The organism is Clostridium sp. UBA1056, assembly GCA_002316385.1.
Taxonomy (GTDB): domain Bacteria; phylum Bacillota; class Clostridia; order Clostridiales; family Clostridiaceae; genus Clostridium_J.
Map to the genome: position 1 here is coordinate 1 of DCDL01000057.1, position 16,033 is coordinate 16,033.

Consider the following 16,033-nt stretch of genomic DNA (forward strand, 5'->3'; position numbering starts at 1 on the left):
TAAAAGAAATATAGATAGATTTATTGTAATTCAAATCTATCTATATTTCTTTTATTTTATAGATTTTTTCTAATTTATTTCATAAACAAATTGTAAGTAATTTATAAATAAATCGTAATGTATTTGTAATAAATTTACTAATAATGTTATGGTAAAATTAAATATGTAATAATTGATGTAAATAAAATTGGTATGTGTAATTTTAGATAAATAGAGGATTTTTATGTCAAAGAGGTGAAATATATTTATAGATTAAAAAATTGATATATTCAGATTAATTAGGGGGGAGATTAATGATTTTAAAAAATAAATTTGCGAATTTAAGATTTATATTAACTGTATTAAGCATAATATTTATCTTTACTATTTTTAATTTTAGTATAGTAAGTGCAATAGATAATAAATATAACATAGATTTAAAAGTTTCTTATGGGGTAGATGAAAGATATAAAGTTAATAGTAAAACTCCTATAAATATAGTAGTTACTAATAATGGAATTAATTTTCAGGGGAAGATACAAATTGAAACATTAATTCCAGATATAAATAAATATGATTTAAATACTGAAAGTGTAAATATTGCAGAAAATACAACTAAAAGCTTATGGTATAACGTAAACATTGAAAAAAAGTTCAAGATAAGGTTAATGACAGATAATAATGAAGTCATACATGAAGAAACAATTAACGTTAATAAGGGTAGATTAAATTATGGAGATATATTAGTAGGGGTATTAACTGATGATTTTAATGGATTAAGCTATATATCTAATATAAATTTGAAAAATGATTCTAATATGGAAAATAAAAAAATGATTCCAGTTAGTCTGTCAGAAGAGCTCATAGAAAATAATCCTAAGTCTTTGGATAGTATTAACATGATAATTATAAATAATTACGACACAGCAAAATTAACAGAAGATAGTGTAAATAAGTTAAATCAATGGATAGATAACGGAGGAACTTTAGTAGTTGGCACTGGAGAAAATTATAAAAAGGTTCTAGGTGGGATTAATGGCAAAATTATAAATGGTACTTTTTCAGAAGCTACATCAAGAGATATAAGTATTGGAGAAAGCAGTGCAAAGTCATTAGCTGTGAATATGAATATTGAAAAGTCCATAGACTTATTTAGCAATAAGGATAAGAGTCTTATAAGAAAAGTTGTCAAGCAAAATGGACAAGTTATTATATTTCCATGGGATTTAACTAAAGAAGAAATAGCTAAGTTTAATGAAAATAGTTCCATATGGGGGTTAGTAACAGCAGATATTAATAATACAATTGACAAGAATGAAGAAAGTTTATGGAATATAAGTTCATTATTAAGGAGGGTAAAGGATATAAGACTACCATCTTTTCAATTGATGGCAATACTATTTATAGTATATATACTAATTATAGGTATACTAATATACATAGTATTAAAAAGATTAAATAAAAGAGATTATGTTTGGGTATTAATACCTATAATATCTATTGGATTTACTGTTCTTATATATTTTATAGGTAGTAATTCTAGGATTCAAGATATTATTGCTAACAAGATAAATATTATATCAATTGACTCTAAAGGACAAACAGACATAGATAGTTATTTAGGAATTTTAACGGCTAAAGTGAGAAAAGTAGTAATCGAAGAACCAGAAGATGCAGATTTAAATCTTATAGAAAATAAAAGTAACTACTATGGATATGGTAATCATATTAATGATGAAAACTCTACTATGAGATTAAATACAATAATAGAAGGCAATAAGAAATACTATAATTTTGATGAAATATCATCTTTTTATCCAGAGATGTTTAGAGTTAATAATTTAAATGTTATGTTTGAACCGTTAGAATATGAATTAAGGTTTTCTAGTGGAAAGTTAATGGGATATATAAATAACAACTTAGATTGTGACATTAAAAAGTTAATAGTTATGACTCCATATAGAATATGGGATTTAGGAAGCTTAGCTGATGGTAAAAAAATATCTATAGAAGACAGTGACAAATTTACTTCAGCACTAAATACGTGGGAAATAAACGACAAAATTATAAAGGATTATCACGATAATATTAATAAGAAGGAAGAGAGCAAAAATTATGAATTAAGAACTTGTGAGTTATTAAACTATATATATAATAATTCTAGATATGGCTTTAATGAAAATACATCTAAGCTAATTGCTGTAACAGAAAAGAAAATAGAATATGGCTTAAAAGTAAACGGTAAAGCTCCTTTAGATCAAAATGATACTATATTTATTAATGCTGTGGAAATAAATTATAGGTCTGAAGATGGAAGTATAGAGTATCCGTATGGTTACTTTACTCCATATATAATAGAACAGAGTGATATAGATGGATATTATGAACCTAGGGATAGAACTATAGGTGGAAATGTAGAATTAGTCCTTGGTTACCAGTTGCAAGAAGATGATGAAACTATAGAAGGCATTAATTTTAAAAAAGATTATTTACAAGGCAATTCTATAATGAAGGGTGAATATAAAATTTATAATTATAAGATTAATGACTATGAATTACTAGATTTTGATGATGAGTTAAACTTAACTAACATAGCAGACTACATCTTAGATGGAAATATTAAGATTAAGATTCAGGGCAATAATGAAGAAAGGGCTAGAATTCCAGATATTTCTGCGAAGGGAAAGGTGAAGTAGATGTTAACTATAATAAATCTAGAAAAGTTTTATGGGAGATATAAAGCAGTTAATGGATTAGATATGCATCTAAAAAAAGGCGATATATTTGGATTTATTGGTCCTAATGGAGCGGGAAAAAGTACAACTATGAAAATTATTGCTGGACTATTACCTGCTGATGGTGGAGAAATATATGTAGATGGAATAGATGCTCTAAAGGATAATAAAAAATTAAAAGAAAAAATAGGATATATGCCTGATTTCTTTGGTTCCTATGAGAATCTTAAAGTTATAGAGTATATGGAATTTTATTCATCTATTTATGGAATTGTAGGAAAAGAATCAAGGAATTTGATAATGGATTTATTAGAGTTAGTTAACTTAGGAGATAAAAAGGATATGTATGTGGATGGATTATCTAGAGGGATGAAGCAAAGACTTTGTCTTGCAAGAAGTTTAGTACACAATCCGGAACTTTTAATTCTTGATGAACCAGCTTCAGGAATGGACCCTAGATCTAGATTTGAGATGAAGGGAATTTTAAAAAACCTCAAAGATATGGATAAGACGGTTATTATAAGCTCTCACATACTCTCTGAGATGAATGAAATTTGTACATCCGTTGGAATTATAGAAGAAGGAAAAATGATTTACTCTGGAGGCATAAATAACTTATTAGCTAGAGTGAGTAGTGTTAACCCATTAAAGATAATAGTTGGAGATAAAGTTAAGGAAGCAAATACTATACTTAGTGAGCTTCCGTATATAACTAACATAAAAGAGAATTCAAGGGAGCTCACAGTATTTTTTAATGGAGGAGAAGCAGAAATATCTAATACTATTAAAACCTTAGTACTAAAGGATATACCAATAGTTTCCTTTACTCAAGTAAGCGAAAATCTAGAAGATGTATTCATAAAGATTACTGAAAAGGAATCTAAGTAGGAGGAAAGAATTATGAAAATTAATCCTATATTAAAAAATGAAAGCAAGGTAGGGGTTAGAACCTTTAGATTTAATTTAATGGTAATGTTATATGTAGGAGTCCTTTCAATAATGGCTATGGGAGCTTATTATTTTATAAATATCGATAGATACGGTATGGGATTAGATCTAAGTGACTTCACAGTACTTAACTTTGCTTTGGCTTGTGGTCAAGCAGTATTATTGATGTTTATAGTACCTGTACTTACAGCTACATCCATAACGGGAGAAAGGGAGAGACAAACATTAGATATTTTACTTTCGACTAATTTATCACCTATGAAAATAGTAATAGGAAAATTAATGTCAACTGTCACTAAGGTTACTTTATTAATTATTAGTACTATGCCAATCTATGCAATCAACTTTTTAGTTGGAGGAACTAGTTTTAAGGAGCTAATAATATTAACTATTTTTTTTATCAGTACGACTATTTATGTAGGGTCTATAGGTATATTTATGTCTACTATATTTAAGACATCAAAGTCTTCTACAGTGGCAAGTCTAATAACGGTGTTATTTGCTGTAGTTGGAACTCTTATAATTGGAGCTGTTGTAATTAGTAGAGATTATTATAATACATTACAAAATAATAATATATCAACATTTATAATTAACTTACCATTTTGGATGTATATAAATCCAACTATTGAATTTATATATATTTTAATCAAACAGACAGGAATTTCAGAGGTTGCTCCAAATATTTTATTTTATATGAATTTAAATAAAATATTTATAGTTTCTTTAATTAATCAAGGAATAATAACAATATTACTAATATTACTTTCATCATGGAGATTAAATCCAGTAAGAAAATCAATTTTTAAGGTGAGAAAATGAATAACCTAGATAAACAAATTATGAAGTTTATAAAACAGGGTAGAAAAAGAATAGAGTTAAATATATTTATAGAGAATTTCCTGGTGTCACTAATAGTGGCATTAGGACTTTGTTCTATAGCATGTATATTTAGTCTATTTATACCTATATATAATTTATTAGAATTTTGTATAGGTATAGTAAGTGTTTCTATGGCAGTATATTTACTTATATATTTTTATAAGCTTAGACCTAACCTAAAAAAAATAGCCCTGATGTTAGACTCTAAAGGACTTAATGAAAGATTAACTACATCACTAGAACTAATGAATAAAGATGATAGTCTATCAACTTCTCAAAAGGAAGATACAATATCAATAATAAAAAAAATTGAGATTTCTAAGATTACTCCACTTCATGTGGAAAGAAAAAATTTATATAGATTAATAGCTGTAATATCAGTTTTAGTAATAATAATATGTATTCCAACTACGGCTAAGAATAGGGCTAGAGAGATTAGAAAAGTTAAGACGTTTAATAAAGAGTTAATAGAAAAAATAAAAGAAGAAAAAAAAGATACTAAGACAAGTAAAGAACTGCCGGAAGAAGATAAGTTAGACATAATAAAAGAATTAGATAAATCTGTAGATGAAATAAAGGAAAGTAAAAGTAAATTAGATACAGAAAAAGCTTTAGATAAGTTAGAAAAAAAATTAGACAATATAGAAGATAATTTAAAAGATGACCATAGTAAAAATAAATTACAGAATATTATAAAAAATTTAAGTCTAAATAAAGAGAAAGAAAGTAAGAATCTAGAGATTTTAAATAAGATATCTAAGGAATTATCTAAAATAGATAAAATGAAAGAGCTTAGTGAAGCTATAAATTCTGGCGATGAGAATAAAATAAAAGAAGCTTTAGATAAGTTAGAAGATGATTTGAAAAATTTAGAAGAAGAAGAGAGAAAAGAGATTTCAAGTAAGCTTAATGATATGGATAATAAAATATCAGATGAAAATATAAAAGCAGCTATATCCTCTATGGCAGCATCGCTTAATAGTGGTGATATAGATACTAGTAAACTAGAAAATGCTTTATTAAGTTTAAGTAACAGCTCCAATAGTTCCAGTACTAGAAATAATAATAATAGAATGGACTCACAAAATAGTGAAAGTGCTAACGGAAACAGTAACGGAAATACCAATGGATCAGGAAATGGAATAGGGAGTGGGAATGGTTCAGGTAATGGAGGAGGATGGAGTACTGGAAATAAAGATAATGGGGAAGGAAATATTAATAGTGGAGAAAAGGTGTTCATTCCTAATAGAGAGACAGGTAATGATGATAGTTTAAAAGGAAATATATCAGAAGGTGGTAACTCTCAGAGCATAACTACTGAGAATGGATTAAATATACCTGGAGATTCTGTAGATTATGAAAGCATTATTCATGAGTATTCTAAGAGTGAAATAGAAGGTTTGAAAAATAAACCAATACCAGGGTCACTTCAAGAATTAATAAAGAAATACTTTGAAGAATTGAAATAAGGATGAGGTGGAGAATGGAGATAAATAAGCAATTAATAGAAGAGACTGTAGAAAAAATAAACAGATGTGAAAGTGAAATATCCAAGGGAATTATAGGCCAAAGGGATGTAATAAGAAAAGTTTTAATAGGTATTTTATGTGGTGGGAATATACTTCTAGAAGGAGTACCTGGACTTGGAAAGACTCAGTTAGTTAAAACTATTTCTAAAGTTTTGAAGTTAAGTTTTTCTAGAATTCAATTTACGCCAGATCTTATGCCAGCTGATGTGGTTGGAACAAATCTTATTGTTAAAGATAAGGAACAAACTAAATTTAAATTTGAAGAAGGGCCTATATTTGCAAACTTAGTTTTAGCAGATGAGATCAACAGAGCTACCCCAAAGACTCAATCAGCTCTCTTAGAAGCTATGCAAGAAAAAACTGTTACTGTAGGTAGGGTAACTTATGACTTACCAAGTCCATTCATGGTTTTAGCAACACAAAATCCAATAGAGATGGAAGGGACATATCCTCTACCAGAAGCTCAGATGGATAGATTCTTATTTAAATTAAAGGTTGATTTCCCATCTTTACAGGAGTTAAAGGATATTATGGATATTACTGTAACCAATAATGAAGTAGATTTAAAATCTATACTTACAGGAGAAGATATATTATCTATGAGGTCTATTATAAAAGAGATACCAATGGCAGAGGCTGTTAAAGAATATGCTTTAAAACTTATTCTAGCTACTCATCCTGAGAGTGAATATTCTAATGAGTTTGTAAAAAAATATGTAGAAGTAGGAGCAAGTCCAAGGGGAGCTCAAGGTATCTTTAATGGTTCTAAGGTAGAAGCTATACTAAAAGGAAGGCTTAATGTGGCATTTGAAGATATAAATGATATTGCATATGCTGTATTAAGACATAGAATATTTCTTAATTTTGAGGCTGTATCTGAAGGTATAACTACAGATATGGTTATTGAGAAAGTTATTAAAGATTTGAAGGTTATATAAAATGAATAATGTATTTGATAAAGAGTTTTTTAAGAAGTTAAATAACATTAGTATAAAGCTAAATCTTAAATTATCTAAAGGAGCTCAAGGTGGACGAAAATCTAGGGTTAGAGGAACATCAGTGGAGTTTTCAGACTTTAGAGAATATGTTCATGGTGATGATTTTAGAAGAGTCGATTGGAATGCTTATGGACGCTTTGAAAAATTATTTATAAAACTTTTTATGGAAGAAAGAGAAGGAAATTTTAATATATTTATAGATTGCAGTAAGTCTATGGATTTTGGTGAATTTAATAAAGGAAATTTAGCCTTAAAAATAGCGGCTACTTTAAGTTATCTTGGGATTAATAATTTGGATAGAGTAGGAATAGGCGCTTTAAAAGAAGATAGAGTTGAGATTCTTAAGGCATCAAGAGGAAAAGAATCACTTATAAAGATAACAAAAGCATTGGAAAATTTGGAGTTTGGTGGTAAAACAAATCTAAAGAGGGCTATATTAAAAAACGATTTTACTAATATAGGTATGACTATTATAATATCAGATTTTTTAATTTCTGATAAAGAAAAAGACATAGAAGAAATAGTAAAGTATCTTACTTATAAAAAACAACAGGTGGTATTTATACAAATATTGTGTGAAGAAGAAAGAAATCCAGAATTCATTGGAACTAAAAATGTTATAGATGCGGAAACTAAGGAAGAAATTAAAGTTTCAATAACGCCAAGGATTTTACAACTGTATAAAACTAAAGTAAAAGAATATGAAGATATGTTAAGAACTATAGTTAGAAAATACGGCGGTATTTTTATAAAAGTTAACTCAGAAGAAGACATAGAGAAAATAATTTTGACAGACTTCTTTAATCATAAACTTTTAGGGTAAGGAGGAAATTTATGAGCTTTTTAAATATATGGCCATTAGTTTTTTTAATAACTATACCCTTTTTGATTTTATTATATATTTTAAAAGAGAAATCCGATGATTTAATAGTTTCATCCTCAATATTTTGGGAAGAAATTTATAAAACTCTAGAAGTGAATAGTCCCTTTGAAAAATTAAAGAAGAATATTATGTTACTATTTCAAATACTGATTACATTACTAATTATATTGGCTCTCATGAATCCATTTTTAAAATTTATGGGTAAGGAATACAGTGAATTAATAATTGTAATAGATACATCTGCTAGTATGTTAGGTATAAGTGAAGATAAAACATGTATTGATAGAGGCAAAGATATAGCTAAAGAGTACGTAGATTCTAGCTCTGATGGAACTAAGATATCTATTATTACAGCGAATAAAGAGACAAAGACATTAGTTGCAGACTCAGAAAATAAAGCTTTAGTTAAGGAGAAAATTGATAGTATAACTGAAAGTTTTAATCCAGGGGATTTAAATAGTTCTTTAAAGTTAATTGAATCTATGACTAAGGACCTAGAAAATTATAAGGTATTATTTATAACTGATAAAGAAATAGAGATAGGGGAACTAAATGGACAAGTGATTTATTTAGATAAAAATAAATCAAATATATCAATAGATAATATTGCACATAAAAAAGAAAATGGAAAAGTATCGATAATATCAACCATAACTAATAGAGGAAATGTTGATTATAGTGGAGATTTTTATCTTTATAAAGAAAATAATTTACTAGAAGCTACATCTTTAGAATTAAAAAAGGGAGAAGAGACTACTCTTAATTTTAATATAGAAGATACAGAGATAAGTTATTTAAAAGGTGAAATATCAGGAAAAGATGCAATACTAGAGGATAATACATTTTATCACGTAATGAAAGATAATGATAATAAAAAGATTTTGCTTGTAAGTGATAAAAATGTTTTTTTAGAGAAAGCTTTATCTGTAGTTAGTCAAACTGAAGTGGTAAAAACTAATGATATAAATAATATATCTGAAAAGGATAACTATGATTTATATATTTTTGATGGAATGCTAGGAGAGAATATACCTGAACATGGAAACATCTTAATAGTTAATCCGTCAGAAAATAATTTATTTGCTGTACTAGGTGAGGAAGATGGAGGAGAAGCTTCGGTAGTTGGTGAAGATATACCCAAGTACCTCCAAGATATGACCTTTATAGCATCTAAGATAAAGAAGGTTCAGGTTCCAACGTGGGCAAAATCCTTAGTAAATGTGGGAGATAGTTCTATCTTATTTCTTGGGAAACATAATAATCAGAAGGTTGCTGTAGCAAATTTTGATTTCCATAATACAGACTTACCACTTAAAGCAGAGTTTCCTATGCTTATTAATTATATATGTGAGGAACTGGTAGAGAATAATATAGTTAATAGTAATTACATTGGTGGAGAGGATATAAAAATAAATGGAAGCTCAGCATATGATGAATTAATTATAACTAGTCCAAGTGGAAGAGTACGTACTATAGAAAACAATAATATATTAAATGAAAATTTAGAACTTGGAGTTTATTCAATAGAAGATAGTGATAATAGTCTTAGTGAAATGTTCTCTATTAATTTTCCATCTACTGAAGAAGGAAATATAATAGATGACACCATAGAGAATGTAGAAGCTAGATTAAATGAAAATAGTAGTACAAAAGGAAGGTTAGATATAACACCTTATATAATAAGCGTAATTATAATTTTAATTATTACAGAGTGGATTTTATATAACAAAGGATATTAAAAGTATAGAGTAATCTATTAAAATAGTTAGAATTACTGCAAATAAAAATATGAATACTCTATAATTTATAGAAATATAAAGGATAAGCATCATAAATCTTTAATAGATATGGAAACACTTTAACATTTTAAAATTTAAATAGTTAAAATGATATATATAATTGGGCATAGGCTTAATTCAATTGCTATTTATATATATTAATTAAAATGTATGCTTTCATGAAAAAGTCTATATTTAACCATAACGATAAGTATAATAGTAAATAAGTATGCTGTGAATTAAGTATTGCTAGGGGGGAGGCGTAGAATGAGTTTAGAGATTGGAAGAATATATTTACTATTCTTTATACCATTAATTCTTATGTTAATGTATTTTATATCTAAAAAGATGAAATTCAAAGAAAAGGATATTAGTTTTATTAATATAAATAGAGTTATCATTATAGCTATACTTGTACTAGCTATGAGCAATATAAGTATAAGCTTTAAAACAAAGGATTCATCAACAATATTTTTATTAGATTTATCTCATAGCATGAGTAATGATAAAGAAGAAACAAAGGAATTTGTTAAAGATGCCATAGAAGCTTCTCCATCAAATAATAAAATAGGAATAGTTACCTTTGGTGAAAATCAAGAGATAGAACAGTTTCTTACTTATTCAAAAAGTTTTAGTGATATTAAAACATCTCCAATTGCTAATACTACTAACATAGAGGAAGCAATAAAGTTTTCTATGAACATGTTTAAAGATAGTGATTATAAAAGAGTAGTTTTAATTACAGATGGAAAAGAAAATCATGGAGATCTATTAGAAACATCAGCTTATTTAAAGGATAATCAGATTGATTTTCAAGTATATAAAATAGATAGTGAACAAGTAGAAGATGTATATATAGAAAATATAGATATATTAGATAAAGTAGCTATAGGAGAAGAGTTTTCTGTAACTGTCAATATTAAATCTAATGTTAAGACAAAATCAAAAATATCAATATATTCAGGGCGAGAAAAAAAAAGTGAAAAAGAAATTGATATAGAGAAAGGAGATAACACATTCTTATTTAAGGATATTCAGAATAAAGGTGGATTTAAACCTTATAAAGTAGTTATAGAGCCAGAACAGGATGGAATATCCTATAATAATGAATATACGACATATACAAATATAGTTTCAAAGCCAGAAATTTTAGTAATAGAAGGAAGTATTGGAGAAGGAAAAGGTCTTGAAGAAAATCTCAAAACTATGGGCAGCAATTATACCATGATAAATGCTAAGGCTGCGCCGAGGTCTATTAATGAACTAATAGAATATAAGGGAATATTTCTTTGTAATACCCATGTAGATGATTTACCAAAAGGATTTTTAGAGAATATAGAAAGCTATGTAAAAGATTATGGTGGTGCAGTTATAACTACAGGAGGAAATAACTCCTATGCTTTAGGAGGATATAAGGATTCTGTTTTTGAAGATATACTACCTGTTAGTTCTGATAAAAAGGGAAAGAATGAAATTCCAGAGATATCCTTAACTCTAGTGTTAGATAGGTCCTCTAGTATGTCAGCTTCAGATGAAGGAAGTTTTAGTAAAATTAATTTAGCCAAAGAGGCTGCCATTAGGTCTTTAGATAATTTAAGAGAAACCGACAATATCGGGGTTGTAACTTTTAACACAGAGTACAGTTGGGCAGTACCTATGCAAAAACTATCTAATAAGGATGAAGTTTCAGATAAGATTAGTAGTATTAGAGCAGACGGTGGAACTTCTATATATTCAGCATTAAATGAGGCTTATAATAAGCAAAAGGAAAGTAATGCAAAAATAAAACACATAATACTACTAACCGATGGACAAGATGGGATGGGAGAAAATGAATATAAAGATTTAGTTAATGATATTAAGAATAATAAAATAACGTTATCTACAGTATCAATAGGTACAGATAGTAATAATAAATTATTAGAGTGTCTTAGTAGTAGTGCAGGAGGAAGATATTATCATAGCGATATATATACAGATGTTCCAAGGATATTTGCAAATGAAATATTAATATCTACAGGAGAATATTTAATAAATGAAGAATTTACTCCAAAGATAGCTACTAATCATGAGATTTTAAATAATGTTATAGAAGAAGGAAAATTTCCATCTCTTCTAGGGTATGTTGGTACATCTATAAAAAGTACAGCAATAGAAGTGATGAGTTCCCATATGGATGAACCAATTCTAGCAGCATGGCAATATGGCATTGGTAGAGTAGTATCTTTTACTTCTGATACAAATGGTCAGTGGAGTAAAAATTTATTAGCTTTTGAAAAAACACCTCAATTATTTAGCAATATAATATCATGGACAATGATTGATTATGATGATAGTGGTACTTTAAATATTACCCAGGAAGGTAGTAGTGCTAAAGTAGAATATGAGACTAATAATCATGAGAAGAATAAGAAGGTTAAAGGAGCATATACATTTGAAGAAAATACCACAGAAGAATTTGAACTAAAACAAGTAGCTCCTGGCAAATATGAAGGCGTAGTACCTATGAATAAATTGGGATTCTATAGTTTTAATATTACTGAAGAATTACAAGGTAAAACTATAGCTAGTCAATTAGGAGGATTTTCATATCAATATTTTCCTGAGTATAAATTTCAGGAACCATCTAATAGTTTATTAGCTTTAGTAGAAGATACTGAAGGAAAAATTATGAACTCTGTAGAGGATATATATGAGATAAAGAGTAATAAAGGATATACTAAAAAGAATATAACTAATTTATTGTTAATTATAGCTATGTTATTATTTTTATTTGATATAATCTATAGAAGGCTAGGATTAAAAAGATATATAAACAAGAAATCATTTGTTAATATTAAGGAAAAGATATATATAAAGAAGATAAATCATCATAGAAGAGTTAACGATGTAGGTAATATAGGCAAAGAAGATAAACCTATATTAAAGGAAACCATGAAAATAAATCCTGAAGAAGGCAATCTAGATTTAAAACATGAAGAAGCTAATATAAATCATAGAAGCTTATATAAAGATAAATTTAAAAAGAGTAAGTCAAGAAGTAAAAATACTAGACTAGATACACAAGAACTATTAAAAATGAAGCAAGAACGAAATGAAGATTAAATTAGGAGGTACTCATAATGACTATAAGACATTTGGAGATTTTTATAACCGTCGCTGATTGTGGTAAAATGAGGCTAGCAGCAGAACAATTATTTATATCACAACCATCCGTCAGCCAAGCCATTGCCGAGATAGAAAGTTATTATGGAGTTAAACTATTTGAAAGACTATCTAAAAAACTTTATATAACAGATAGTGGAGAAAGACTACTGAAGTATGCTCGTCATATCGTAGGATTATTTAAAGAAATGGACGTTGATATTAAAAATGCTGGTGAAAATATATGTTTACGAATAGGCAGTACTGTAACTGTAGGAACATGTCTTTTATGTCCAATAGTTACTCAATTTGAGAGAAGGAATCTAGGAGCTTCTACAAAGGTTACAATTAATAACACTACAGTTATTGAAGATATGTTGTTAAATAGTACCTTAGATTTAGCAATTATAGAAGGGGAGACTATAAGTTCAGATATAATAAAAATACCAATTTATCAAGATAAATTGGTATTAGTATGTGGGGAAAGTCATCCTTTTGCAAATGAAAAGGAGATTACTATAGATAAACTAGAGAATCAAGATGTCATTGCTAGAGAGAAAGGCAGTAGAGATCGTAATATTTTTGAGCAGTTACTACATGAACAAAATATTTCTGTAAATGTAAAATGGAATAGTACCAATACTGAAGCCATCAAAAATGCCGTAATAGCAGGTCAAGGTTTAGCTATATTATCCAGTATTATGGTTAAAAATGAACTACAGTATGGCAAATTAAAGATAGTTCCAATTAAAGATATTAATATTACTAGAAATATTTGTTTAGTTTATCATAAGGATAAGTTTATATCTGAACAGATGAAGAATTTTTTAGATATTTGTAAAAATCTTAATTTAGATATCTAAAATACCATATATGCAAGAGTACCAATAATTCCTGATCCGAATATAACTAAAATAGGATTAGCCTTAAATTTACGCAATGCTATAATTCCTGATATGAATAACAAGAATTCAATAATTCTAAAGTTGGATAGAACTATTGCAGATTTTTCTGCTTGGAATAAAGCTAAAGTAAGAATTGATAGTCCAGCTGAGGTAATTAGAGCAACTACAGCTGGGCGCAAACTACTAAGGATAGTTTGAATACCTTTAAAGTTTCTATATTTATAGTATAGATGTGCTAATGTAAGACATATAATGAAGGCTGGTAAAATACAACCTAATGTACAAATTATTGCACCAGGTAAACCTGCAACACGGGTACCAACAAAGGTAGCTGAGTTTATAGATATAGGTCCTGGTGTCATCTCTGCGATAGTAATTAAATCAGCAAACTCTTCCATAGACAGTAGGTGATGAATATCTACAATTTGACTTTGGATTAAAGGTATAGCAGCATAGCCACCACCTACACTAAACAGTCCTACTTTAAAAAAGCTTAGAAATAACTTGAAAATCATATGCGGTTACCATCCTTTCTAAGATCTATAACAAGATTTATAACTCCAATACTAGCACATATTAAAATAACAGTTATTGCACTAATTCCAAATACATAAGTCATTAAAAATGTAATAAACATCATAGCTATATACATTACATTACGAGTTTTAACTATGTTTTTTGCAAGATTTAGAACAACATCAAAAATAACAGCTGCGACACCTGCACGCATTACTTGAAGAGCAATAGCTACAATGGCGTTATCACGAAATTGCTGATAAAACATAGATATTATAGAAATAATAATTAGGGGCGGAAGAGCTGTCCCAATAACTGATATAAGTGAACCTAAAATTCCATGCATACGATATCCTAATATTACTGATGCATTAATAGGTATTGGACCTGGAGAAGATTGAGCAATAGCTGTAATATCTAACATTTCACTTTCATCCAGCCATTGGAGTTCTTCTACAAATTTCTTTTTCATTAATGACACTATTACAAAGCCACCACCAAAGGTAAATGCACTGAGGGAAAAAGTTGACTTAAATAGTTGCCATAATACTTTTGAATCTTTTTTTGACGTATTTTCCATGATTTTAAATCTCCTATCTTTATTTATCGTTATTGTACGAATTGTTCTCTCACTTTTATTCTAAATAGGAATAATGTATTTGTAAAATATATATATATTATCATCATGATAGGTATTTGATTATATATAATAAGAAAAAATAAAATTTAGATTAAAGATCTATGATTTAAAATAAAAATGCAGTAATCCTTAATTAGAAAAACAAAGGATTACTGCATTTAACTATGATAAACAGTTAAAAGTTTCATTTAATTTACTTATATTAGATTTTCTTTAATAAAGTTAACTACTTCGTCCACATGACCTGGAACTTTAACTTTTCTAAACTCCTTAACTATGTAGCCATCTTTATTCATTATGAAGGTACTTCTTTCTATTCCTATAGTTTTTTTACCATACATATTTTTTTCTTTTAAAACGTCATATAACTGACAGACAGATTTATCTTCATCAGCTAATATAAGAAAGTTAAGACCTTGTTTTTCAATAAATCTTTCGTGGGACTTAACACTATCTTTACTAATTCCAATAATAACTGTATTTAATTCGTCTAAAGCTTCCTTACTATCTCTAAAGTTTATAGCTTCATTTGTGCAACCAGGGGTATTATCTTTTGGGTAGAAGTATAGGACTATATTTTTACCTAAGAAATCATTAATAGAATGGGTATTATTATCACTACCTAGTAAAGAAAATTCTGGAGCTTTTTTTAATTCTAATATATCATTCATTATTATCATCCTCCTAAAGAAAGTTAATAAAAATAATTAACTAATATTTATTATTAATATTATAGCACTAAATATGATAAAAATATACAGAAAGTCTAGGAAAAAAGGATTAATATACATATATAGTAAATTCATATAAAGATACTTGTCCTAGTGTATCAACACAAGAAAAAAGAAGTATTTTTGCGAAAATCATAGTAATAGATGAATATGATTCATTTAATGAGGAAAGAATCTAATTGTAGTTATTTAAGATCATGATAAGATAAGTCATGTCGCTGAGTGATGTGACAACAAACAACAAAAACTCAAGAAAAAAACTTCTAAAAAAAGTTATTGACAGATAAGAAATTATCTAGTAGAATAGTAAGAGTCGTCGGAAGTAACCGATGAAAATGAAAAGCAAATGGTCTTTGAAAATTAAA

General features: G+C 27.8%; 12 protein-coding genes. 9 read left to right on the forward strand and 3 right to left on the reverse strand.

The window, feature by feature from the left end:
• Nucleotides 1-293: 293 nt before the first annotated feature.
• The 9 genes from B3W71_RS15355 to B3W71_RS15395 all read left to right on the forward strand — a co-directional run bounded on the left by B3W71_RS15355 (nucleotide 294) and on the right by B3W71_RS15395 (nucleotide 13,739).
• Nucleotides 294-2,675 (forward strand): hypothetical protein, encoded by a 2,382-nt coding sequence (locus B3W71_RS15355; protein ID WP_346889818.1) that lies wholly within the window; start codon nucleotides 294-296, stop codon nucleotides 2,673-2,675.
• Nucleotides 2,676-3,602: an ABC transporter ATP-binding protein gene (locus B3W71_RS15360; protein ID WP_346889819.1), complete on the forward strand. Its 927-nt coding sequence runs from the start codon at nucleotides 2,676-2,678 to the stop codon at nucleotides 3,600-3,602.
• Between the two features lie 12 nt (nucleotides 3,603-3,614).
• Nucleotides 3,615-4,484 (forward strand): ABC transporter permease, encoded by an 870-nt coding sequence (locus B3W71_RS15365; RefSeq protein ID WP_346889820.1) that lies wholly within the window; start codon nucleotides 3,615-3,617, stop codon nucleotides 4,482-4,484.
• Complete coding sequence (locus B3W71_RS15370; RefSeq protein WP_346889821.1) at nucleotides 4,481-6,013, forward strand: hypothetical protein; 1,533 nt, start codon at nucleotides 4,481-4,483, stop codon at nucleotides 6,011-6,013. Before B3W71_RS15365 ends, B3W71_RS15370 begins: the two co-directional genes overlap by 4 nt.
• Before the next feature lie 14 nt (nucleotides 6,014-6,027).
• Nucleotides 6,028-7,011, forward strand: coding sequence for a MoxR family ATPase (locus B3W71_RS15375; protein ID WP_346889822.1), 984 nt, complete (start codon nucleotides 6,028-6,030; stop codon nucleotides 7,009-7,011).
• A gap of 1 nt (nucleotide 7,012) precedes the next feature.
• Nucleotides 7,013-7,894, forward strand: a complete 882-nt coding sequence (locus tag B3W71_RS15380) for a DUF58 domain-containing protein (protein WP_346889823.1) — start codon at nucleotides 7,013-7,015, stop codon at nucleotides 7,892-7,894.
• Nucleotides 7,895-7,905: 11 nt separating this feature from the next.
• Nucleotides 7,906-9,693: a VWA domain-containing protein gene (locus B3W71_RS15385; protein ID WP_346889824.1), complete on the forward strand. Its 1,788-nt coding sequence runs from the start codon at nucleotides 7,906-7,908 to the stop codon at nucleotides 9,691-9,693.
• A 306-nt stretch (nucleotides 9,694-9,999) separates the two neighbouring features.
• Nucleotides 10,000-12,837 carry a VWA domain-containing protein gene (locus tag B3W71_RS15390; RefSeq protein ID WP_346889825.1) on the forward strand — a complete coding sequence of 946 codons (2,838 nt, stop codon included), beginning with the start codon at nucleotides 10,000-10,002 and terminating at the stop codon, nucleotides 12,835-12,837.
• 17 nt (nucleotides 12,838-12,854) lie between these two features.
• Complete coding sequence (locus B3W71_RS15395; RefSeq protein ID WP_346889826.1) at nucleotides 12,855-13,739, forward strand: LysR family transcriptional regulator; 885 nt, start codon at nucleotides 12,855-12,857, stop codon at nucleotides 13,737-13,739.
• Here the strand turns inward: B3W71_RS15395 and B3W71_RS15400 are convergent.
• The 3 genes from B3W71_RS15400 to bcp form a co-directional block, all read right to left on the reverse strand.
• Nucleotides 13,736-14,296 carry a chromate transporter gene (locus B3W71_RS15400; protein WP_346889827.1) on the reverse strand — a complete coding sequence of 187 codons (561 nt, stop codon included), beginning with the start codon at nucleotides 14,294-14,296 and terminating at the stop codon, nucleotides 13,736-13,738. The genes B3W71_RS15395 and B3W71_RS15400 overlap by 4 nt on opposite strands.
• On the reverse strand, nucleotides 14,293-14,877 hold the full coding sequence (locus tag B3W71_RS15405; protein WP_346889828.1) for a chromate transporter: 585 nt from the start codon (nucleotides 14,875-14,877) through the stop codon (nucleotides 14,293-14,295). Before B3W71_RS15405 ends, B3W71_RS15400 begins: the two co-directional genes overlap by 4 nt.
• 257 nt (nucleotides 14,878-15,134) lie before the next feature.
• A complete protein-coding gene (gene bcp, locus B3W71_RS15410) occupies nucleotides 15,135-15,608 on the reverse strand; it encodes a thioredoxin-dependent thiol peroxidase (RefSeq protein ID WP_346889829.1) in 474 nt (157 codons plus the stop codon).
• Nucleotides 15,609-16,033 lie beyond the last annotated feature (425 nt).